Origin of the sequence: Streptococcus hyovaginalis DSM 12219 (assembly GCF_000420785.1) — a bacterium.
Taxonomy (GTDB): Bacteria; Bacillota; Bacilli; order Lactobacillales; family Streptococcaceae; genus Streptococcus; species Streptococcus hyovaginalis.
Genome location: NZ_ATVP01000005.1, coordinates 65,609 through 86,717 on the forward strand (window position 1 = coordinate 65,609; position 21,109 = coordinate 86,717).

Consider the following 21,109-nt stretch of genomic DNA (forward strand, 5'->3'; position numbering starts at 1 on the left):
GGAATGGGGGAAACATGATAGAATTAATTGCTATTGATATGGATGGCACTTTATTGGATAGTCGTAAGCAATTACCGCAAGAGAATATTGATGCTATTCAAGCAGCAGTTGCGGCAGGTATCAAGATTGTGATTTGTACAGGACGCTCCAAGGCAGGGGTTAAACCATATTTTGACCAGTTAGGTCTGACAGAAGAAGAGTATGTGATTTTAAATAATGGGTGCTCTGTTCATGAAACACTTAATTGGTCAACGCTTTATGGTCAACCGTTAAAGACTGAAGATATCTTAGACCTACAATCCCATGTTGATGCTAATCCAGAAGTGGATTTGGTCCTAGCGACAAATAAGGATTACTATTTTATTGGGGAAAATCCATCTGCCATTGCTCAAGCAGATGCCGACATGGTTTTTACCAAGATTCATCCGATTTCCAAAGAGGCGATTGCAAGAATTGAAGAATCCGTCTATAACGCGATGTACATGGGAGAAGCTGAGGCCATTGATGACTTCCAAGCCAAAAATGAAAAAGTGATTACTGCTCATTATAGTGGGGTGAGGAGTCAAACCTTTCTCTATGAGGTGATGGCCAAGGGCTATCATAAGGCTACAGGATTGGCACACTTAGCCAATCATTTGGGAATTGAGTCTGGTAATATTATGGCCATTGGAGATGCGAATAACGATTTGGAATTATTAAATTATGCGGGATTAGCAGTAGCTATGGGAAATGCTTCGGATACGATCAAAGAGCAAGCAAATAAAGTTACCAAATCCAACAACCAAGCAGGAGTTGCCTATGCGATTAAAGAGTTTGCCCTTAAAATCTGATGTAAAACTATTGGCCATTGATATGGATGGTACCTTGTTAGATGACCGTAAGCAAATTTCCAGAGAAAACAAAGAAGCGATTCGTCAAGCGTATTACCAAGGTATCCACATCGTTCTTTGCACGGGGCGTCCTAAGTCAGGAATTATGCCTTATACTCAAGAGTTGGGGCTGGACGATGATTATGTCATTGCCAATAATGGCTCTTGGCTTTTCAAAAGTTCGGATTGGTCAACCTTGCGAAGCCATCAGCTATCGCGAGGGGACTTGATTTATCTAGCAGGTATTTTTGACAATGAAGAAGACATTAATCTTGTCTTTTTTACTAAAGAAGCCAATTATGCCTTGGGTCAGAAGCTTTATCCAGCAGCTGTTAGAGATGCTGAAACGGAAAATTCCCAATTGTATCACGTTACTTTGGACGAATTTTTAAGTTTAGACATCCCTGTAGTAGTAGCTATTTTTATGGCTGAGGGATCGATTCTTGATGCCTTTCAGAACCGGGTAGATGGCCAACTAGCTAAGGACTTTATGACAGTACGCAGTTTGGATTACGCTTATGAAGCTCTCCCATTTGGTGTCCATAAAGGGCGTGGCTTAACGGACTTAGCTAAGGATTTAGATATCGGTCTTGAGCATGTTATGGTGCTTGGTGATGGGCACAATGACTTGGAAATGTTTGACATAGCAGGTTTGGCTGTTGCTATGGAAAACGCTGCTGATAGCGTGAAACAAAAGGCTACGGCAATGACGCTTTCAAACAACCATTCAGGTGTGGCAGCTGCTATTAACCGCTTCATCTTGACTAAATGAACTTTTAAAAATAAGAAAACCAAAAAAAGCATTGAAGTAGAGTGATAGATACTGCTTCAATGCTTTTTCAGTTGTTATTTTTTATCTTACTAGATGAGCAGCGGCAAGTCCATGGCTGCCATCTCTTCTTCAGGAATGGTCATTCCTTCAGTAATCCAACGTCCTAAGACAGAAAGTACAGCCTGACTCCAAAAAGAGTGCATGTAAAGTCTGCGTGTCGTATCTGATTGTCTTTGAAATTTGTCTAAGCGATTAAGAATGATATCATAGAGCCACTGAACCATATTGTGCTTCAAAATAATCTTAAGTAAGCGAGAATGCTCTTTAGCTTTTTTGAAGAGGTAGAGCCAAGCCTGGTAGCGTTCAGTTTCCAAATTGAAACGCTGTAATCCTTTTACTGCAGTGAGTGTTGCTCGCTTGATGATTTTATAGAGGAGGGCCTCTTTAGATTGGTAATGACGGTAGAAAGCGTTACGTGAAACGCCAGCTTTTTGAGTTAATTCTGAAATGGAGATACGATCTAGTGCTTTGGTTTCAAGTAGGAGTAGAAGGCTTTCTTCAATAGCTTCTTTGGTGATTTGTTTAGCCTCACGATTGGCCATTTTTAGAGAGATCAGTGCTGTTTCAGAAGTAACTTTTCTCGCCATAACAATTCCTTTCGATTTGTGACATCTGATAATAAATAAAGGTATTTACAATCAATTAATGCTATAATTTTAGTATAAAATAGTTTGCAAGTCAAATTAATTACGGTTGAGGAGGGCTCATCATGGGAGTTAGAATTGTAGCTGATTCAGGCTGTGATTTGCTAGAATTACAAGATACGACAAAGGATTTGACCTATATTCGTGTACCTTTGACTTTACAAATTGGGAGTCAACTTTTCATTGACGACGAGGGGATGGTTATTGGTGACATGCTAGAGTTGCTAGAGGCAACTAAAGTAGCTGCGACATCTGCTTGTCCTAGTCCAGATGCGTATATGGAAGCTTTTAAAGGAGCTGATGATATTTTTGTTGTTACGATTACGGGCGGTCTTTCAGGGAGTCAAAATAGTGCTCAGTTAGCTAAAACCATTTATAGTGAAGAACATCCCGACGTTAATATTCATGTGATTGATAGTTTGTCTGCTGGTGGTGAAATGGATTTGCTTGTCTTGAAACTTCAGGAATTGATTTCCTCAGGTTTGTCATTTGATGAGGTAGTTGATGCTATTACAGCTTATCAGCAAAAGACCAAGTTGTTATTTGTGCTTGCTAAGGTGGACAATTTAGTAAAAAATGGTCGATTGAATAAGGTTTTAGGCAAGGTTGTCGGTCTATTAAACATTCGAATGGTTGGTGAAGCAAGCCCTGAAGGAAAACTTGAATTGCTTCAAAAAGTTAAAGGACAAAAAAAGTCGATTTCTGCATCCTATCAAGAAATGGTTAAAGCGGGCTATGCTGGTGGTCGCGTTCTGATTGCACATTGCCGTAATTTTAGCATTTGTGAGCAGTTGAAGGCCTTAATTTGCACGCAATATCCGGAAGCTGATATTCACATTGTACCAACCTCAGGTTTGTGTAGTTTTTATGCTGAGGAGGGTGGTATTTTAATGGGCTACGAAATTGGTTAAAACTGTTAGGTCGATTTCTTTGAGAAAAATCATTAAATAAGTAAAAGACTTCTGAGTAAGATGGTAAATACTTTCTCAGAAGTCTTTTGTGTCTTATTTGAGTTGTTTATTAGTGCGATTTAGGAGCCGGCAGAGTCGCTTGTTGGTACTTCTGCTGAAGGTTCAACGTTTTCTGGTGCCTGTGGTGCTGGGGTACTACTTGGAACAGATACCCGAGGAGCGGGTGCAACAGGAACTACAGGTGTCGCTCTATATGGGGTGGGTTGACTTTGAACACTTTCAGTAGTGACAGCAGCTTCTGCTTGATTGTTTTCTTCGATTTCTACTTCGGGAGCACTTCCAGATTCTGGTGTCTCTATAGCTGATGTCTGGTACCCTAAATTTTGTAAGAGCAGATCTAGACGGTTTTGCAATTCTGTTTTTTTATCGCCGTCTTTGAGTTTGTTAATCGCTTCTTGAGCAGCATCGATATCAGACATCGCTAAGCTTGTTTCAGCAGTAGCAACAGCTGTTTCTGCCGCTGTTTGGTTGTCTAACTCCGTTTTGATTTTAGTGATACGCTCTTGGAGTTGCGATTTGACTTTGCTATCTGGAAGTTTATCAACAGCTTCTTGGGCAGCTTTTAAATGATCTTCAGTAGGATTATCTTCTAACGCTTTAACAGATTTTTCCGCTTCTTGTTCTTGCTTATTTTTTTCAGAGCTGGAAGAGCTTTGACTCACTTTGGGTACTGGAGTCGCTGATGATTCTTGACTCGATCGGCCATAGATGAAGTAGATTCCTCCTAGGGCTAAGAGTAGTATCATTGATAGGCTAAGAAATAGAATTTCACTTTTTGATTTTAACATGTTTGGTATTGGTAATCTCCTTGATGAATTTTGACTTATACCTATTATAATGAAGAATAAGTGAAAAGCCAATCCAAGAAGTGAGATTCTCTAAAAAATTGAGGAATGGGTTAAAATGTTAGCATTATGAGTCTGTGAATCCCCGTTTTTCTGAGTAAGCAAAAATGGAAGGTATTTTTCAATAACTTGATATAACCAGTTGAGAAATGAAAGGAAAGAGCGTATAATGTGTGGTAGAAGAAAAAATGAAAGCGAGTGCAAAAAATGACGTATTTTCTTAAAGCGGATCGATTTTATTTTGTTGATGAGACTAAAGAGGGTGGCTATTTGCCAATTGTAGATGGTCAATTTGGTCAGTGGCAGAGTGATGTGCCAAGTGATGCTGAAGTCGTTGATTACTCTGGTAAGCAAATTGCTCCGGGGTTGGTTGATACCCATATTCATGGTTTTGCCGGTTGGGATGTGATGGATAATTCATCAGAAGGTATCCATGCCATGAGTGAAGGATTATTATCAACTGGTGTAACCTCTTTTCTTCCAACGACATTGACCTCTTCTTTTGAGCAGTTGGAAAACGTTTCTGCGACTATTGCCAGTGTTGCTGATGATGTGAAGGGTGCTAAAATTCAAGGCATTTACTTTGAAGGGCCTTATTTCACAGAAAAATACAAAGGAGCACAAAATCCTGCTTATATGTTTGACCCAAGTTTGGACGAGTTTGACAAATGGCAAAAAGCTGCGGGAGGACGTATCAAAAAAATCGCCTTGGCTCCTGAACGAGATGGTGTCGCAAGTTTTGTGTCTACAGTGACAAAACAAGGTGTCACAGTTGCTCTTGGGCACTCTAATGCTACCTATGATGAAGCTAAAAAAGCAGTTGATGCAGGCGCATCTGTCTGGGTTCATGCTTATAATGGTATGCGTGGTTTAACGCACCGTGAACCAGGGATGGTTGGCGCAGTTTATAATATTCCAAACACTTATGCAGAGTTAATCACAGATGGTCATCATGTTTCATCGGTGGCTAGTGAGATTCTCATGCGTGAAAAAGGTCATGACCATGTCGCCTTGATTACAGATTGTATGCGAGCAGGCGGTCAACCTGATGGAGACTATATGTTGGGAGAATTTCCTGTTATTGTGGAAAATGGCACAGCTCGTTTAAAAGATTCCGGTAGTTTGGCAGGCTCTATTTTGAAATTAAAAGATGGTGTCAAAAATGTGGTTGACTGGGGCATTGCGACTCCTGAGCAGGCTATTCGCATGGCTTCCTATGTGGCTGCTAAATCTGTAGGCATTGATGATGTTTGTGGGCAATTGACAGAAAATTATGCGGCAGATTTCATCGTTTTAGACAAAGATTTGGAATTGGTAGCGACTTACCTTAATGGTGAAAAAGTCTTTGAAGCTTAAATCATTCTTTATGGTGTGATAGTTTTTCGTAATCTTTGCTCTTTCTTTATTTTTGTGATGTAGATTTTGCAAAGATTAGACAAAAAAACCTTTCTTTGTTATAATAGCCACAAGAAAGAGGGTTACGCTCAAAATAACTTAAGCGAGTTCGGGATGGTGAGAGCCGAGTGGTGATGGAGGGTAATTGGCACTTTTGGTTACAATCAAACACAATGAAGCAATAAATTAGGGTGGAACCGCGTCTCAACGCCCCTATGTCAATAGGCATAGGAGTGAAGAGGCGGGGTTTTTATGATTTGAGGAATAAAATTATGGAAGTTCATTACCTAGTAACTGGGGAAGAGGAACTAAAAAACTATCAGAAATTTTTTCAAAAGCATCAACTAAAATTAGAAGATTTTCAAGCGTTTTTGAGAAAACATTATGCTCTGGAAGAATCACCGCAGATTTTGCTATTATCAAATTTAGTGGGTGCGACATCTATTATTCGTGATATTACAATTCCTGCCTATACTAATGATATGAGAATGGTGATGACTCCTGAAAAAGATGTTTGGAAGACTATCTATTTAGCGCAGCTAGATGATTATCCTAATGATGATACTATTGCAATAAAGGAGTATTACAACCGCTTATCAGAAAATCATTTACTTCAAATCATTGGTCATGAGCTAACTCATTGGTCGGAACTCTTTGAAGATGATTTCGATGATTATGATAGCTTTATTTGGTTTGAAGAAGGTATGGTTGAGTACCTTAGTCGTAAGTACTTTTTGACAGAAATGGAATTTCAGGCAGAAAAAGAGTGTAATCGGACTCTGGTGTCACTTTTTCAAGCTAAATATGGTTGGCATTCGCTCAATGATTTTGGGAAAGAAACTTATGACGGTAACTATGCTAGTATTTTTTATGAATACTGGAGAAGTTTTCTGACGGTTGATCAACTAATTTCCAATCTAGGTTCTGAGAAAGAAGTATTTTCCGTATATCATCAATGGTTGGAAACAAATCATTCAAAGCCTTTATTAGATTGGTTGATTGAAAATGGCTTCTTAGAAAAAGAATTTTAAAACATAGAAATAAGAAAGAAGAGAAACAATGAGCAATAAAAAACTTACTTTTCAAGAAATTATATTAACCTTACAACAATACTGGAATGATCAAGGGTGCATGCTTATGCAGGCCTACGATAATGAAAAAGGGGCAGGGACCATGAGTCCTTATACCTTCCTGCGTGCTATCGGTCCGGAGCCTTGGAATGCTGCTTATGTAGAGCCTTCGCGCCGTCCGGCAGATGGTCGTTACGGGGAAAACCCTAATCGTCTTTATCAACACCACCAATTCCAAGTGGTCATGAAGCCATCACCATCAAACATTCAAGAGCTTTACCTTGAGTCTTTGGAGAAATTGGGCATTAACCCATTAGAACATGACATTCGTTTCGTCGAAGATAACTGGGAAAATCCTTCAACTGGGTCAGCTGGTCTGGGCTGGGAAGTTTGGCTTGATGGGATGGAAATCACGCAATTCACTTATTTCCAACAAGTCGGTGGTCTTGCGACCTCACCTGTTACAGCTGAGGTCACTTATGGTTTGGAGCGTTTGGCGTCATATATCCAAGAAGTGGACTCGGTTTATGATATTGAGTGGGCTGATGGTGTCAAATACGGTGAAATTTTCTTACAGCCTGAGTATGAGCACTCAAAATACTCCTTTGAAATTTCGGATCAAGACATGCTCCTTGAAAACTTTGAGAAATTTGAAAAAGAAGCCAAACGTGCTTTGGATGAAGGCTTGGTTCACCCTGCCTATGACTATGTTCTCAAATGCTCACATACCTTTAATTTACTGGATGCACGTGGTGCCGTTTCAGTAACCGAACGCGCAGGCTATATTGCTCGTATTCGTAACCTAGCACGCGTAGTAGCTAAAACCTTTGTCGCTGAGCGTAAAAAACTGGGTTTCCCATTGCTTGATGAAGAAACTCGCTCAAAATTGCTGGAGCAAGACGGAGAATAGTTCAGTCTATCCAGTAAAAAAGCGAGTTCCAAACGCCAGTTGACGCTGTGATCCATTAATCGTTAATGATCTCAATGATTGATGGCAAAATGGAAAGTTTTAGCAATGAAACAAGAAAGTTGCTTATCTGCAACTGTTTCAGGCGATCTGGAACAAGAAAAAACAGATTTCGAAAGAAAGGAATTGAACACGGGCTAGAGACAGCTGCAAAAGGAAAAACATGACCTAGATGTTAGTATTGTCGGTCAGTTTGTCTATTTTGCCTTGTCCGTTGAAGGCCCTTGGTATCTTAATTATGACAAAAAATTTATTAATTGAACTTGGTTTGGAGGAACTTCCAGCCTATGTTGTGACACCGAGTGAACAACAACTTGGAGAACGCCTGGCTGCCTTCTTCAAAGATAAGCGCCTATCATTTGAAAGCATCAAGACATTTTCAACCCCTCGTCGTTTAGCAGCGCGTGTGACAGGTCTTGCGGAAAAGCAAACGGATTTGACCGAAGATTTTAAAGGGCCTGCTAAGAAAATTGCTCTTGATGATGAGGGTAATTATACCAAAGCAGCACAAGGATTTGTACGCGGGAAAGGCTTAACGACTGACGACATCGAATTCCGTGAGGTCAAAGGGGTTGAATACCTTTATGTGACTAAAAATGAAGCTGGTAAGGCAGTGGAAGAGGTTCTGGCTGATATTCCGCAAGTTTTAAATCAGATGACTTTTCCAGTGAACATGCACTGGGCTAAAAATAGTTTTGAATACATCCGTCCCGTTCATACCTTGACTGTTCTATTGGATGATAAGGCTTTGGATATGGATTTCTTAGACATTCAGTCTGGTCGTGTCAGTCGTGGTCATCGTTTCCTTGGTCAAGAAACGGAGATTGCTTCAGCGACTTCTTACGAAGATGACTTACGTACGCAATTTGTTATAGCAGATGCCAAAGAGCGTGAGGCTATGATTGTTGAGCAAATCAAGGCTATTGAAGCTGCGGAGAATGTTCAAGTGGAAATCGACCCTGATCTTCTTAATGAAGTCCTCAACTTGGTCGAATACCCGACAGCTTTCATGGGTGCTTTTGATGCTAAGTACCTTGATGTGCCTGAAGAAGTTTTGGTAACATCAATGAAAAATCACCAACGTTATTTTGTGGTACGTGACCAAGCTGGCAAGTTGAAACCTAACTTTATTTCTGTTCGTAATGGTAATGACAAGCACATCGAAAATGTGGTCAAAGGGAATGAAAAAGTTCTCGTGGCTCGTTTGGAAGATGGTGAATTCTTCTGGCGTGAAGACCAAAAACTCAAAATCGAAGATTTGGTAGCTAAGTTGGCTAATGTAACCTTCCATGAAAAAATCGGCTCACTTTCAGAACACATGGCACGTAGTGGCGTGATTGCCGAGTATCTGAGCGAAAAAGCTGGCTTGTCTCTTGATGACAGTAAGGCAGTCGCTCGTGCCGCTCAAATCTATAAATTTGACTTGTTGACAGGCATGGTTGGCGAATTTGATGAACTTCAAGGGCTTATGGGTGAGAAATATGCCCTTCTAGCTGGTGAGGATTCTGCAGTGGCGACAGCCATTCGTGAGCACTATTTGCCAAGCTCAGCAGATGGTGACTTGCCAGAAACTAAAGTCGGTGCTATCCTTGCCCTGTCTGATAAGTTGGATACGCTTCTATCCTTCTTCTCAGTGGGTCTCATTCCTTCAGGCTCAAATGACCCTTATGCCCTTCGTCGTGCAACAGCAGGTATTGTCCGTATTTTGAATGCTTTTGGCTGGGAAATGCCGCTAGATGAGCTCATCAATGATCTTTATGACTTGTCATTTGATAGTTTGACGTATGACAATAAAGCTGATGTGATGTCCTTTATTCGTGCGCGTGTGGATAAAATGATGGATCAGACCATTCCAAAAGATATTCGCACAGCTGTTCTGGATAGCACTAACTATGTGGTCACAGAACAACTTGCTGCTAGCTCTGCCATTTTCCAAAAATCCAAAGACGCAGGCTATAAAGAAGCTGTTGAGAGTCTATCACGTGTCTTCAATCTGGCAGAAAAAGCAGAAAGCACAACTGTTGATTCTAGCCTTTTTGAAAATAAAGAGGAAAAAGCTCTCTATGAGGCTGTGGATAAGCTAGAAATCAGCCATGATATGCTGGCCAATGTGGAAGCCCTTTTTGGTTTAGCACCAGTCATCACAGACTTCTTTGACAATACCATGGTCATGGCAGATGACGAAGCGGTCAAAGCCAACCGCTTGGCTCTCTTGAAGTCCTTAGCGGATAAGGCAAGTGCTGTGGCGGTCTTCAATCTCTTGAATAGTAAGTAGATAGTATGTCTCTTTTCAGAATTATAGAGTTGTATGTTATCATTCCATTGCAAGCTTTTGTGCTGATTGTTCTTATGTTTTTCTTTATTCGTTGGATGTGGCGAACATCTAAGATAGAAAAGGGCGCCGCTAAACCTGCTATTAGCAAAAAGCGCAAACAGAAACTATGTACTGCTGAAACGCAAGGGCGTTTTATGAGGCAACTACGTTTTAAGAAGAATTCTGTCTATGTTTATGCTTATGACGTGGATGGAAAAACCTATGAAATTTATGATGTTATTATTTATAGGATGGGAGAAGTTATCAAGCTAGGTCCAATTCCGGTTGGTTATACAGGAAAAAGACAATTAGAGAATGTTGATGTGGTGAGAATTGCCTATAATCCACTGATACCACAGGAAGCGTATTTACCGGACAATCAAGGGAAGTGGACCTTGTTTTAAGAGATGAAAGGAGTTATTGTGGATCAAGCAAAAATTAATCGTATCAACGAATTAGCCAAAAAGAAAAAAACAGTTGGTTTGACTGGTGAAGAGAAGGTGGAGCAAGAAAAACTCCGTCGTGAGTATATCGATGGCTACCGTAAGTCTTTACGTCATCACATTGAAGGGATCAAACTGGTCGACGAGGATGGAAAAGATGTAACGCCAGAAAAGCTTCGTCAAATTCAGCGCGAAAAAGGATTGCATGGGCGTAGCCTAGATGATCCTGAATCTTGATGAGAGAAAGTCGACATAAGGTCGGCTTTTTTCTTTTCTAAGAAAAGTTTTGCAATTTTTAAATATGGACTTTTAACTTTTCACAATCTTTGCCAATTGCTTTAGGAATAATACTGTTGTTATTGGTTTTTTTAATTTTTCTAATTGTGAAAAATATAATTTTAAGCAAAATGAGCGAAACTAATGCATAAGCAAGCAAGTTTTGGTATAGTAAAATAGCAATAAAAAGTAAGCGCTTACCAAAAAGCGTAAAACAGGAGGAAAATATATGTCGGAAGAAAAATATATCATGGCCATTGACCAAGGGACAACGAGCTCTCGTGCCATTATCTTTGACAAGAAAGGAAAGAAGGTTAGTAGTAGTCAAAAGGAATTTCCTCAAATTTTCCCGCAAGCTGGCTGGGTAGAACATGATGCCAACCAAATTTGGAATTCGGTTCAATCTGTTATCGCAGGTTCTTTTATCGAATCAGGCATAAAACCTGACCAAATTGAGGCCATTGGTATAACTAATCAGCGCGAAACGACGGTTGTTTGGGACAAGAAGACAGGACTTCCGATTTACAATGCTATTGTCTGGCAATCTCGTCAAACAGCCCCATTAGCTGACCAGTTAAAAAAAGATGGCCATACTGAGATGATTCATGAAAAGACGGGACTTGTCATTGATGCTTATTTCTCTGCAACTAAAGTTCGTTGGATTTTGGATAAGGTACCTAGAGCTCAAGAACGTGCTGAAAAGGGGGAGCTTCTCTTTGGAACGATTGATACTTGGCTAGTGTGGAAATTGACAGATGGAGAAGCTCATGTTACGGACTACTCAAATGCTGCTCGTACCATGCTTTACAATATCAAAGACCTCAAATGGGATGATGAGATTCTTGACTTACTCAATATTCCTAAAGCTATGTTACCAGAGGTTAAATCAAACTCAGAAGTGTATGGTCATACGGCTTCCTTCCATTTTTATGGCGGTAAGGTACCTATCTCAGGAATGGCTGGTGACCAACAAGCGGCTCTCTTTGGTCAATTGGCTTTTGAAAAAGGAAAGATCAAAAATACCTATGGTACGGGTTCATTTATCATTATGAATACCGGAGAGGATATGGAGCTGTCGAAAAACAACTTGCTGACAACAATTGGTTATGGTATTAATGGTAAGGTTTATTACGCTCTTGAAGGTTCAATCTTTATTGCTGGATCAGCTATTCAATGGCTTCGCGACGGGCTTCGTATGATTGAAAACTCCCCAGAGTCGGAAGCATTAGCTCTCAAATCTAAAGATGACGATGAAATCTATGTAGTGCCAGCCTTTACTGGACTTGGAGCGCCTTATTGGGATTCCAATGCCCGAGGGTCTGTCTTTGGCTTGACGCGTGGTAGTAGTAAGGAAGATTTCGTTAAGGCAACCTTACAATCAATTGCTTACCAAGTTCGTGATGTTATTGATACCATGCAGCTAGACACAGGTATTGCTATTCCCGAACTCCGTGTGGACGGTGGGGCAGCAATGAATAATTTCTTGATGCAGTTCCAAGCTGATATTCTTGGTATTGATATTGCCCGCGCTAAGAACCTGGAAACGACAGCGCTCGGAGCGGCTTTCCTAGCAGGATTAGCTGTAGGCTATTGGAAAGATATGGATGCTCTTAAAGAGCTTAATGAAACAGGCCAGCTTTTCCAAGCAACAATGAATGAATCACGCAAGGAAAAACTTTATAAAGGCTGGAAACGTGCTGTTAAAGCAACGCAAGTTTATGCTGCTTATGACGAAGAATAGGAGTCATGTATGGAATTTTCAAAAGCAACAAGACAATTATCACTCCAAAAAATGCAGGATCGAACCTTGGATTTACTCATTATTGGAGGAGGGATAACAGGTGCAGGTCTGGCTCTGCAAGCTGCAGCTAGTGGGCTTGATACTGGCTTGATTGAAATGCAGGATTTTGCGGAAGGGACAAGTAGTCGTTCGACTAAACTGGTCCATGGAGGGCTTCGTTATCTCAAACAGTTTGATGTTGAAGTGGTAGCCGATACGGTTTCTGAGCGAGCGGTTGTTCAACGCATTGCACCTCATATCCCAAAACCAGATCCAATGCTTTTGCCTGTTTATGACGAAGAGGGAACTACTTTCAATATGTTTGGCCTCAAGGTTGCGATGAACCTCTACGATTCTCTGGCTGAAATCGGTCCGGATTCCCCTTTTGCTAACAAACTTTTGAGTAAGCAAGAAGTTTTGGAACGTGAGCCTGATTTACAAGCTGAAGGTCTCCTTGGCGGTGGTGTCTACCTTGATTTTCGAAACAATGATGCTCGTTTGGTGATTGAAAATATCAAGCGTGCTAATCGTGATGGTGCTCTTATTGCTAGTCACGTTAAGGCAGAAGACTTCTTGTTAGATGATAAGGGTAAAGTGGTTGGTATTAAGGCTAGAGATTTGTTAACTGACGACAGCTTTGACATCAAATCTCGTTTAGTCATCAATGCGACAGGACCGTGGTCTGATACCATTCGTAATTTTGGTAATACAGACAATCCTATTCATCAAATGCGTCCAACCAAGGGAGTTCATCTGGTAGTTGATCGTAAGCGTCTCAATGTTTCTCAACCTGTCTATGTAGATACAGGGCTCAATGATGGTCGAATGGTTTTTGTCCTTCCACGTGAAGACAAGACTTATTTTGGAACAACGGATACAGACTATCAAGGAGACTTTGAGCATCCAAGGGTTACTCAGGAAGATGTGGACTATTTGATTGGCGTTATCAACAATCGCTTTCCAGAAGCTCATATCACCATAGATGATATTGAAAGCAGCTGGGCAGGTCTTCGACCACTCTTAGCAGGCAATAACGCTTCAGATTATAATGGTGGTAATTCTGGTAAACTCAAAGATGAAAGCTTTGATGCTTTGATTGATTCAGTTAAAGCCTACCTTAACCAAGAAAAATCACGCCATGAGGTTGAAGAAGTTTTGGGACATATGGAAACCATGTCTTCGGAAAAAGAGCTCAATCCATCTGCTGTTTCACGTGGTAGTAGCTTTGATCGAGACGAGAATGGCCTCTTTACTTTAGCTGGCGGTAAAATCACAGACTATCGTAAAATGGCTGAAGGGGCGCTTAAAAAAGTTTTACTTGTTCTTGAGGAAGAGTACGATCGTCAATTCCGTCTGATCAACTCTAAGACCTATCCAGTCTCAGGTGGGGAGCTAAATCCTGCTAAGGTTGATTCTGAACTTGAAACCTATGCGCAGCTAGGAACGCTTAGTGGACTTGAAATGGATGACGCGCGTTATCTTGCTAATCTTTATGGTTCAAACGTTCCTAAGGTCTATAATCTGGCAAGAACTGTTGATGTCGCACCGGGACTTGATTTGAAGGAAACATTGTCGCTTCATTATGCCATGGATTTTGAAATGGCTTTGAACCCAGCTGATTTCTTCTTGCGTCGTACCAACCATATGCTCTTCAAACGCGATGAACTTGATGCTTTGGTAGAACCTGTGATAGCAGAAATGGCCAAACATTTAGAATGGACAGAAGAGGAAAAATCTGAGAAGACAGCTGCCTTCCAAGAACTTCTTAAAGAAAATGATTTGGCAGCATTGAAAGTGTAATTTTATTTGATGAAACAGAATGAAAGGAACGATTATGGATATTTTCGGCGAATTTTTAGGCACCGTCATCTTGGTCTTACTTGGTAATGGTGTTGTTGCAGGGGTTGTGCTCCCTAAGACAAAAAACCATGCCTCAGGATGGATTGTCATTACCATGGGATGGGGTCTCGCAGTTGCAATGGCAGCCTTTATCTCAGGAATGGTTGCACCAGCTCATCTCAATCCCGCTGTCAGTCTAGCTTTTGCACTCAAAGGAGATATTTCTTGGGGAACAGCCTTGATTTATAGCCTGGTACAAATTCTAGGTGCCATGCTAGGGTCACTCTTAGTTTATCTTCAATTCAAACCGCACTATGATGAAGCAGATAATCAAACTGATATTTTAGGAACTTTTGCTACAGGGCCTGCTCTTCCAAATACCTTTTCAAATTTCTTATCAGAAGTCTTGGGAACCTTGATTTTGGTATTGGCGATCCTAGCCATTGGTACTTATAAAATGCCTCCAGGCTTAGCAACAATCGGTGTTGGTATGTTAGTTATCAGTGTTGGTTTATCACTCGGTGGTACAACTGGTTATGCTATCAATCCTGCGCGTGACTTTGGCCCACGTCTCCTCCACGCCCTACTTCCTATCAAACACAAAGGATATTCAGACTGGGGCTATTCATGGATTCCGATCCTAGGTCCAATTGTTGGTGGTTTCTTAGCAGTTTTGATATTTAATGTGATGATGTAAGTAGATCATAAAAAAAGTTATACCTCCAAATCCTTTATGGGTTTGGAGATTTTTTATATTTATTTTTGCAAAATTTTGCTGCAATTTTTTGTTATTTACACTTATTTTAAAAACGCTTACAATTTAATTATAAATGAAATAGCTATTGAATTTATAGGAGGTATTTTGGTGTTTACAGAGCGACAGCAAAAACTGGTTCAAATACTTGAAGTATCAACAGATTATCAAAAGCATTCGGATTTATCTAAGAAGCTTGGTTGCTCCTTAAGAACCTTGTATAGTGATATTGAACGATTAAAAGAAAATGGCTTCTCAATAATATCTAAGCATGGTGCTGGAATTAAATTAGATGACGAACTTCCAATATTAGAAATAGAAGACTTGGATGCCGCATTATCAGCAAGAAAAAGGCGGATGGAGATTGTTAAACGCTTATTTATTGAAGATGATACGATAACGCTCAAAAACTTATCTGAAACCTATTTAGTTAGCCAAACATCAATTAAATCTGATCTTGAAGAAATTGTTAAAGAATTTGATGATGGGAATGGACCACTACTTAAAAGAAGTAAACATGGGACAACTGTTATAGAAATGCCACTGGAAAGGAGAATTAGTCTTCTTACGAGAGTTAATCAATACATTCTTTCAAATTTTTCTCCAGTTTCTGATACTAGTGAAAATTATAAAAATAGCATTTTGAAAGCGTTTTATCCAGAAACTGTGGTAAAAGTTTCTAATAATATTGTTTACAGCTTTTTCAGAAAAAATATATGTGCCATTCCTGATGCTTATTTAGATAATTTCTCCCAGTTCTTTCTCGCACTGATTAGTCAATTGTATGAGAGGAAGCATATTAAAAATCAAATGTATTCTTTAGATAAAGCTAAGCATGCATTTTATATTGGGAATGCAACGTCCCTTTTACATAAGGCCTCACTTAGATTGAAGATAGACTACACTAATGAAGACGTTCAGTACTTATCTCAAATGTTGGTTAATTATAGAATTGAGCAGGTGCCTGATGTAAATAATACAGTTGATGTCAAAATAATTATGGAAAAAATTTCAGAAGTGATGGAGTTTGACTTTTCAAAAGATGATGAATTAAAAAAACAACTGATGGTTCATGTGCCTGCAATGCTTTCACGATTAAGATACGCAATGGTTGTTAAGAATCCTTTTTTGGAGCAGATAAAACTTGATTATTCCATACTTTTCAATTCGATTTGGATAGCAATGGATAGCTTATCAGATTACTTTGGTACAAATTTTACCGAGGACGAGATTGCGTTTTTAACTCTTTATTTTCAATTATCGCTAGAGAAGTTTGGGAGCATTCGAAAAATATTAGTCATATGTCCAACAGGAATTGTAACTTCAGAATTATTGATTAATAGAATTAAGAATTTAGCACCATCGTTAGATGAAATTGAAACAGCATCTATAGAGGAATTTTTAGAGCTGGATCATTCTGAATATGATGTTATTCTCTCTACTGTTGCTGGATTGGGAGAGGATAGGACGATTCATTATGTCACTGCATTCACTAAAAATGAGGAATTAATTCAAATTTTACATCAGGATAAGGATGTATTATCGCCTAATTCTGCTAAGGAAATCAAAAATGATGTCTCAAACTATTTAATGCTAGGACAGAAATTTAGTAATAAGAATAGTCTTCTAAATAAAGTCGAAAGTTTTTTGATAGATAGAGATTTAATTTTTGATGGTTTTATAGATTCTATCTCTAAACGTGAAAAATTAGGAAGTACAGAGCTGCCTTTAGGAGTTGCTATTCCTCATGGTAAATCAGAGTTTGTAAAAGAGAGTTTTGTTATTGTTATTCAAAATAATCGAAAGATAAAATGGTCGAGTCATTTTGTTGATACTGTTTTCATAATTGGTATTAGTAAAAAAGATATTAAAAAGACAAAGAGGGTTATTTCAAGAATTTATAATTTAATCAATGACGAACAACGATTAATGAAATTAAAAAAAGAAGACAGTGAATTGGAGGTCATGAAATATTTATATGGGAGAAAATAATATTATTAACCGAGCTTTAATTTTTATTGATGAGGACTTGGATACAAAAGATAACGTGATAAAAAAAGTTTCCGAGAAAGCACAAGAAATTCAGTATGTTAAAGATGCACAAGAATATAATATTGCTGTATTGAAACGAGAAGATGAGGTATCAACAGCAATTGGATATGATATTGCGATACCTCACGGAAAAACTGATGTTGTTTTAAAACCATTTATAGCTTTTTTGAGAAGCAAGAAGCCTTTTAGATGGTCTGCAGGTTCCGAAGAACAAGCGCAACTTATTTTTCAAATTGGAGTTCCTGAGACAGGAACAGAAAAGTTACATTTAAAATTCATTTCAGAAGTTAGTAAAAAACTTTTAGATGAAGAGTTTAGAAATAAACTGTTAACACTAACAGACAAAGAGAAAATTTATGAATTACTTAATTCAATTAATATTTAGGAGGAAATATTAATGAAAATCGTAGCAGTAACAGCGTGTCCAACAGGCATTGCACATACTTACATGGCTCAAGAAGCTATCGAAAAAGAAGCAGAGAAACGAGGCTTTGAATGTCAAGTAGAAACTCAAGGTGGTATGGGAATTGAGAATGAGTTAGAACAAGAAACTATTGATGAAGCAGACGTTGTGATTTTAGCAATTGCTGTTGAAATTGAAGGACATGACCGTTTTGATGAAAAAGATAGAAATGGACTAGTGCTTTCGGTTGATCCTGGTGAAGCAATTAGAAACCCAGAACAAGTACTCGATGATGCTCTAGCTTTGATATAGGAGGATGGAAAATGGTGACTAAAAAAACTTCCTTGTGGAAAGATGTTCAGAAGGCATTTAACACGGGTGTATCCTATATGCTTCCATCAGTAGTGGTTGGCGGTGTGTTTTTAGCGGTAGCTTTATCTACTGGTAAGCCAACTGATAATGGAATGGAAATAACAAACCAATTCATGAAAAATTTAAATGATATTGGAGTTGCAGGATTTGCTATGATGATTCCATTGCTTTCTGGTTACATTGCGTATTCCATTGCTAGTAAACCGGCATTAGCTCCTGGTATGATTTTAGGATATATTGCCAATAATGCAATTGGGGAAGGACAGGTGAAAACAGGCTTCTTAGGAGCGATGTTACTTGGGGTATTGACAGGATATTTTGTTAAATGGACCAAAAAATGGAAGGTTTCTCCAACTGTTCGCACATTGATGCCGATTTTGATTGTTCCTATACTAACAACTCTTGTATTAGGTTTGTTGTATATCTATGTGATTGCTGTACCAATTGGAGGAGCCATGGATTGGTTGGTAGCAACATTGGGAGAACTTCAAGGTGGCAGTGCAATCATTCTAGGACTAATCATCGGTGCAATGACAGCTGTTGATATGGGAGGTCCTATCAATAAGACTGCAACAGCTTTTACATTAGCATTGATGGCAGAAGGGGTGTATTCTCCAAACGGTGCTCACCGTATTGCTGTAGCTATACCACCTTTAGCAATGGCAATTTCAACATTTATTGATCGTAAGAAATATACTAAAGAAGACCAAGATTTAGGATATTCAGCCTTCTTCATGGGCCTTATTGGTATTACAGAAGGGGCAATTCCATTTGCAGTCAAGGATATGAAGCGTGTTTTACCAGCAATTATTCTGGGTAGTGCCGTTGGAGGAGCATTAGGAATGGTGAATAATGTTGAGGCATTAGTTCCTCATGGTGGACTAATCATCTTGCCTGTCGTAAATGGAAAACTTTGGTATGCGACTGCGATGCTAATAGGTACATTAGTATCAGTCATTATCCTACATTTTACAAAACCTACATTGGAAAATAGCACCATAGAGAAAGATAGCAAATAAAAAGGAGTAGTTATTATGACAAAATTATCTATTAGACAAACTGTTCAAGCACTTTTAGAACTTCAAAAGACAGGAGAGTCTGCGACAATCTTAGGAATCGGACCAATGTCTAAAAACTGTGTACAAGCAACTTTGGAATTATCACAAGAAGATGATTACCCAGTTATGTTCATTGCTAGTCGTAACCAAGTTGACCTAGACGAGTTGGGTGGAGGATATGTACAAGGGTGGAATCAATTCACATTTGCACAAGCTGTTAAAGAAGTTGCTGAAGAAATCAATTATGACAACCTCTATTATCTCTGCCGAGATCACGGTGGGCCATGGCAACGTGATAAAGAGAGAAATGATCATTTGCCTATCGAAGAAGCAATGGAACTTGGTAGAAAATCATATATTGGAGATATGGAGGCAGGTTTCGACTTGCTGATGATTGATCCAACTAAAGATCCTTTTGAAGTTGGTAAAGTCATCCCATTGGATACTGTTTTAGAGCGAACTGTTGAGCTAATCGATTTTTGTGAAAAAGAACGTAAAGCACGTCATTTACCTGAGATAGGTTATGAAGTAGGAACTGAAGAAACTAATGGTGGCCTAACATCAACTGAAACCTATGAAACATTCATTAAACGTCTCCAGGTTGAACTTGAAAAACGTGATTTACCAATGCCTACTTTTATTGTTGGTCAAACAGGAACTTTAACTCGTAAAACAGAACAAGTAGGGCATTTTAACTTTAAGAATGCTTACGACTTAGCACAAATGGCTAAAAAGTATGGAGTTGGTTTGAAAGAACACAATGGTGATTATCTAGATGATGTGACTTTACTAGAACATATTCCAGCTTCAATCACAGCGACTAATGTGGCACCGCAGTATGGAACCGAAGAAACTCGAGCATATTTAAATTTAGCCAAGGTTGAAGCTAAGTTAGTGGAATACGGTCTTATTGAACATCCTTCTAATATTGCTAAGACTCTACTTGTAAAAGCAATCGAAAGTGAACGTTGGAGAAAATGGATGGTTGGAGACCAAGTCAATTTAACTGTAGACGAGATTTTGTCTGGTAGTGTAGCCTTACAGGAAGAAATCTTAGACATCGCGGGACATTATACTTTTAATGATGATGAAGTGAAAGAGGAAATTGAAAAACTTTATCGAAATCTTGCTAGACATAATATTGATGGAAAACGCTATGTTATTGATCATATTAAGCGTCCAATTAGAGATTATGCAGAATGTTATAATTTGAAAGGTGCTACAAGCAGAATCAAATCAGTAATTCATTGATAATAGGTGTAAAGTGGATAACATTAGAAAATAGGTGAAAGTACATAAAATGTCTGAATAACACTAGACATTTTATGTCGATATATTATGATAAAAGCAATTTTTTTTGACCTTGATGATACTTTATATGATCAACTAGAACCATTTGAACTAGCATTTAGGCAAACATTTGAAAATATCAATGTTCCTATATCGGAAATTTATACATTAAGTCGTCAATACAGTGACCGAGTTTTTGAAAAATCAGAATCTGGTGAAATGACTATACAGGATATGCATATGTATAGAATTAAAGCTGCTCTAGAAGATTTTTCCATCATCATTACAGATGAAGCTGCTATTTTATTTCAAAAAAAGTATGCACTTAATCAAGGGAATATCGAATTAGATAGTAGATTAGCCATGTTATTTGAGTTTCTTAAAAAAAATAGAACTAAAATAGGCATCATTACCAATGGTCCTAAAGAGCATCAATATCATAAAATCAAACAGCTTGGCTTATACCAATGGTTTGATAGAGAAAATATTCTTATTTCTTCAGAAATAGGCATTGCCAAGCCTAACAAAAAAATATTTGATTTAGCGAAAGATGAAAATGATTCAGAAACATACCTTTATGTAGGTGACTCTTTTGAAAATGATGTTGTTGGTGCTAAATCAGCAGGATGGCAGACAGTTTGGTTCAATAGGCGAGGTAATATAAAATCCAATATTGAATATCAAGCGGATTATCAAGTTAATGATTTAGATGATTTATATAGTTTAATTACAGCAATCATTCGGTAATGGTGGCTATATCAAGAAATCATAAGTTGTTTTCACTTGTTTTTTTGAAAAATCTATTTGAAAAATAGTGGTTTTTAAGAAAAAATAAGAAAATAATGAAACAATCCCTAAATCATTGACTTTGAAACAGAAAACGATTACAATTCTAGGGGAATGGCATTTTTAATGATGTCATCTTGGAAACAAAA

20 protein-coding genes are annotated in these 21,109 nt (G+C 38.6%); 18 read left to right on the plus strand and 2 right to left on the minus strand.

The window, feature by feature from the left end; all coding sequences use genetic code 11:
• Positions 1 to 14: 14 nt before the first annotated feature.
• Both G574_RS0104555 and G574_RS0104560 read left to right on the plus strand, forming a co-directional pair.
• Positions 15 to 830, plus strand: coding sequence for a Cof-type HAD-IIB family hydrolase (locus G574_RS0104555; protein ID WP_029691157.1), 816 nt, complete (start codon positions 15 to 17; stop codon positions 828 to 830).
• Positions 799 to 1,641, plus strand: a complete 843-nt coding sequence (locus tag G574_RS0104560) for a Cof-type HAD-IIB family hydrolase (RefSeq protein WP_029691158.1) — start codon at positions 799 to 801, stop codon at positions 1,639 to 1,641. Before G574_RS0104555 ends, G574_RS0104560 begins: the two co-directional genes overlap by 32 nt.
• An 89-nt stretch (positions 1,642 to 1,730) precedes the next feature.
• Here the strand turns inward: G574_RS0104560 and G574_RS0104565 are convergent, their stop codons facing one another.
• A complete protein-coding gene (locus G574_RS0104565) occupies positions 1,731 to 2,288 on the minus strand; it encodes a TetR/AcrR family transcriptional regulator (RefSeq protein WP_029691159.1) in 558 nt (185 codons plus the stop codon).
• Between the two features lie 122 nt (positions 2,289 to 2,410).
• On the opposite strand from G574_RS0104565, the gene G574_RS0104570 reads away from it, so the two are divergent.
• On the plus strand, positions 2,411 to 3,256 hold the full coding sequence (locus tag G574_RS0104570; protein ID WP_029691160.1) for a DegV family protein: 846 nt from the start codon (positions 2,411 to 2,413) through the stop codon (positions 3,254 to 3,256).
• A gap of 119 nt (positions 3,257 to 3,375) precedes the next feature.
• Here G574_RS0104570 and G574_RS0104575 read toward each other — a convergent pair whose 3' ends face one another.
• Positions 3,376 to 4,104, minus strand: coding sequence for a hypothetical protein (locus G574_RS0104575; protein ID WP_029691161.1), 729 nt, complete (start codon positions 4,102 to 4,104; stop codon positions 3,376 to 3,378).
• Between the two features lie 264 nt (positions 4,105 to 4,368).
• On the opposite strand from G574_RS0104575, the gene nagA reads away from it, so the two are divergent.
• The 15 genes from nagA (at position 4,369) to G574_RS0104655 (ending at position 20,921) form a co-directional block, all read left to right on the plus strand.
• Positions 4,369 to 5,517 (plus strand): N-acetylglucosamine-6-phosphate deacetylase, encoded by a 1,149-nt coding sequence (gene nagA, locus G574_RS0104580; RefSeq protein WP_029691162.1) that lies wholly within the window; start codon positions 4,369 to 4,371, stop codon positions 5,515 to 5,517.
• 311 nt (positions 5,518 to 5,828) lie between these two features.
• Positions 5,829 to 6,587, plus strand: coding sequence for an elongation factor Tu (locus G574_RS0104585; protein ID WP_029691163.1), 759 nt, complete (start codon positions 5,829 to 5,831; stop codon positions 6,585 to 6,587).
• Positions 6,588 to 6,615: 28 nt separating this feature from the next.
• A complete protein-coding gene (gene glyQ / locus G574_RS0104590; protein WP_029691164.1) occupies positions 6,616 to 7,536 on the plus strand; it encodes a glycine--tRNA ligase subunit alpha in 921 nt (306 codons plus the stop codon).
• A 295-nt stretch (positions 7,537 to 7,831) separates the two neighbouring features.
• Complete coding sequence (glyS, locus tag G574_RS0104600; RefSeq protein ID WP_029691165.1) at positions 7,832 to 9,868, plus strand: glycine--tRNA ligase subunit beta; 2,037 nt, start codon at positions 7,832 to 7,834, stop codon at positions 9,866 to 9,868.
• Positions 9,869 to 9,873: 5 nt separating this feature from the next.
• The gene (locus tag G574_RS0104605) at positions 9,874 to 10,311 is read left to right on the plus strand and encodes a hypothetical protein (protein WP_029691166.1); all 438 of its coding nucleotides are present in this window, start codon (positions 9,874 to 9,876) and stop codon (positions 10,309 to 10,311) included.
• Positions 10,312 to 10,329: 18 nt separating this feature from the next.
• The gene (locus tag G574_RS0104610) at positions 10,330 to 10,587 is read left to right on the plus strand and encodes a DUF896 family protein (RefSeq protein WP_017770656.1); all 258 of its coding nucleotides are present in this window, start codon (positions 10,330 to 10,332) and stop codon (positions 10,585 to 10,587) included.
• A 268-nt stretch (positions 10,588 to 10,855) separates the two neighbouring features.
• A complete protein-coding gene (glpK, locus tag G574_RS0104615; protein ID WP_029691167.1) occupies positions 10,856 to 12,367 on the plus strand; it encodes a glycerol kinase GlpK in 1,512 nt (503 codons plus the stop codon).
• Between the two features lie 9 nt (positions 12,368 to 12,376).
• Positions 12,377 to 14,206: a type 1 glycerol-3-phosphate oxidase gene (glpO, locus tag G574_RS0104620; RefSeq protein ID WP_029691168.1), complete on the plus strand. Its 1,830-nt coding sequence runs from the start codon at positions 12,377 to 12,379 to the stop codon at positions 14,204 to 14,206.
• Positions 14,207 to 14,240: 34 nt separating this feature from the next.
• Positions 14,241 to 14,942, plus strand: a complete 702-nt coding sequence (locus G574_RS0104625) for an MIP/aquaporin family protein (RefSeq protein WP_029691169.1) — start codon at positions 14,241 to 14,243, stop codon at positions 14,940 to 14,942.
• 36 nt (positions 14,943 to 14,978) lie between these two features.
• Complete coding sequence (locus tag G574_RS0104630) at positions 14,979 to 16,991, plus strand: BglG family transcription antiterminator (RefSeq protein ID WP_051130536.1); 2,013 nt, start codon at positions 14,979 to 14,981, stop codon at positions 16,989 to 16,991.
• A complete protein-coding gene (locus tag G574_RS0104635; protein WP_017770661.1) occupies positions 16,978 to 17,436 on the plus strand; it encodes a PTS sugar transporter subunit IIA in 459 nt (152 codons plus the stop codon). Before G574_RS0104630 ends, G574_RS0104635 begins: the two co-directional genes overlap by 14 nt.
• A 12-nt stretch (positions 17,437 to 17,448) precedes the next feature.
• A complete protein-coding gene (locus G574_RS0104640; protein WP_017770662.1) occupies positions 17,449 to 17,766 on the plus strand; it encodes a PTS fructose transporter subunit IIB in 318 nt (105 codons plus the stop codon).
• An 11-nt stretch (positions 17,767 to 17,777) separates the two neighbouring features.
• On the plus strand, positions 17,778 to 18,845 hold the full coding sequence (locus tag G574_RS0104645; RefSeq protein WP_029691171.1) for a PTS fructose transporter subunit IIC: 1,068 nt from the start codon (positions 17,778 to 17,780) through the stop codon (positions 18,843 to 18,845).
• A 15-nt stretch (positions 18,846 to 18,860) separates the two neighbouring features.
• A complete protein-coding gene (locus tag G574_RS0104650; RefSeq protein WP_017770664.1) occupies positions 18,861 to 20,135 on the plus strand; it encodes a class II D-tagatose-bisphosphate aldolase non-catalytic subunit in 1,275 nt (424 codons plus the stop codon).
• An 87-nt stretch (positions 20,136 to 20,222) separates the two neighbouring features.
• On the plus strand, positions 20,223 to 20,921 hold the full coding sequence (locus G574_RS0104655; RefSeq protein WP_017770665.1) for an HAD family hydrolase: 699 nt from the start codon (positions 20,223 to 20,225) through the stop codon (positions 20,919 to 20,921).
• Positions 20,922 to 21,109 lie beyond the last annotated feature (188 nt).

What these genes read in the sequence shown, in the direction of transcription:
- G574_RS0104555 (WP_029691157.1), top strand. Translation starts at nt 15, where the DNA reads ATGATAGAATTAATTGCTATTGATATGGATGGCACTTTATTGGATAGT.
- G574_RS0104560 (WP_029691158.1), top strand. Translation starts at nt 799, where the DNA reads ATGCGATTAAAGAGTTTGCCCTTAAAATCTGATGTAAAACTATTGGCC.
- G574_RS0104565 (WP_029691159.1), bottom strand. Translation starts at nt 2,288, where the DNA reads ATGGCGAGAAAAGTTACTTCTGAAACAGCACTGATCTCTCTAAAAATG.
- G574_RS0104570 (WP_029691160.1), top strand. Translation starts at nt 2,411, where the DNA reads ATGGGAGTTAGAATTGTAGCTGATTCAGGCTGTGATTTGCTAGAATTA.
- G574_RS0104575 (WP_029691161.1), bottom strand. Translation starts at nt 4,104, where the DNA reads ATGTTAAAATCAAAAAGTGAAATTCTATTTCTTAGCCTATCAATGATA.
- nagA (WP_029691162.1), top strand. Translation starts at nt 4,369, where the DNA reads ATGACGTATTTTCTTAAAGCGGATCGATTTTATTTTGTTGATGAGACT.
- G574_RS0104585 (WP_029691163.1), top strand. Translation starts at nt 5,829, where the DNA reads ATGGAAGTTCATTACCTAGTAACTGGGGAAGAGGAACTAAAAAACTAT.
- glyQ (WP_029691164.1), top strand. Translation starts at nt 6,616, where the DNA reads ATGAGCAATAAAAAACTTACTTTTCAAGAAATTATATTAACCTTACAA.
- glyS (WP_029691165.1), top strand. Translation starts at nt 7,832, where the DNA reads ATGACAAAAAATTTATTAATTGAACTTGGTTTGGAGGAACTTCCAGCC.
- G574_RS0104605 (WP_029691166.1), top strand. Translation starts at nt 9,874, where the DNA reads ATGTCTCTTTTCAGAATTATAGAGTTGTATGTTATCATTCCATTGCAA.
- glpK (WP_029691167.1), top strand. Translation starts at nt 10,856, where the DNA reads ATGTCGGAAGAAAAATATATCATGGCCATTGACCAAGGGACAACGAGC.
- glpO (WP_029691168.1), top strand. Translation starts at nt 12,377, where the DNA reads ATGGAATTTTCAAAAGCAACAAGACAATTATCACTCCAAAAAATGCAG.
- G574_RS0104625 (WP_029691169.1), top strand. Translation starts at nt 14,241, where the DNA reads ATGGATATTTTCGGCGAATTTTTAGGCACCGTCATCTTGGTCTTACTT.
- G574_RS0104630 (WP_051130536.1), top strand. Translation starts at nt 14,979, where the DNA reads ATGGGTTTGGAGATTTTTTATATTTATTTTTGCAAAATTTTGCTGCAA.
- G574_RS0104635 (WP_017770661.1), top strand. Translation starts at nt 16,978, where the DNA reads ATGGGAGAAAATAATATTATTAACCGAGCTTTAATTTTTATTGATGAG.
- G574_RS0104640 (WP_017770662.1), top strand. Translation starts at nt 17,449, where the DNA reads ATGAAAATCGTAGCAGTAACAGCGTGTCCAACAGGCATTGCACATACT.
- G574_RS0104645 (WP_029691171.1), top strand. Translation starts at nt 17,778, where the DNA reads ATGGTGACTAAAAAAACTTCCTTGTGGAAAGATGTTCAGAAGGCATTT.
- G574_RS0104650 (WP_017770664.1), top strand. Translation starts at nt 18,861, where the DNA reads ATGACAAAATTATCTATTAGACAAACTGTTCAAGCACTTTTAGAACTT.
- G574_RS0104655 (WP_017770665.1), top strand. Translation starts at nt 20,223, where the DNA reads ATGATAAAAGCAATTTTTTTTGACCTTGATGATACTTTATATGATCAA.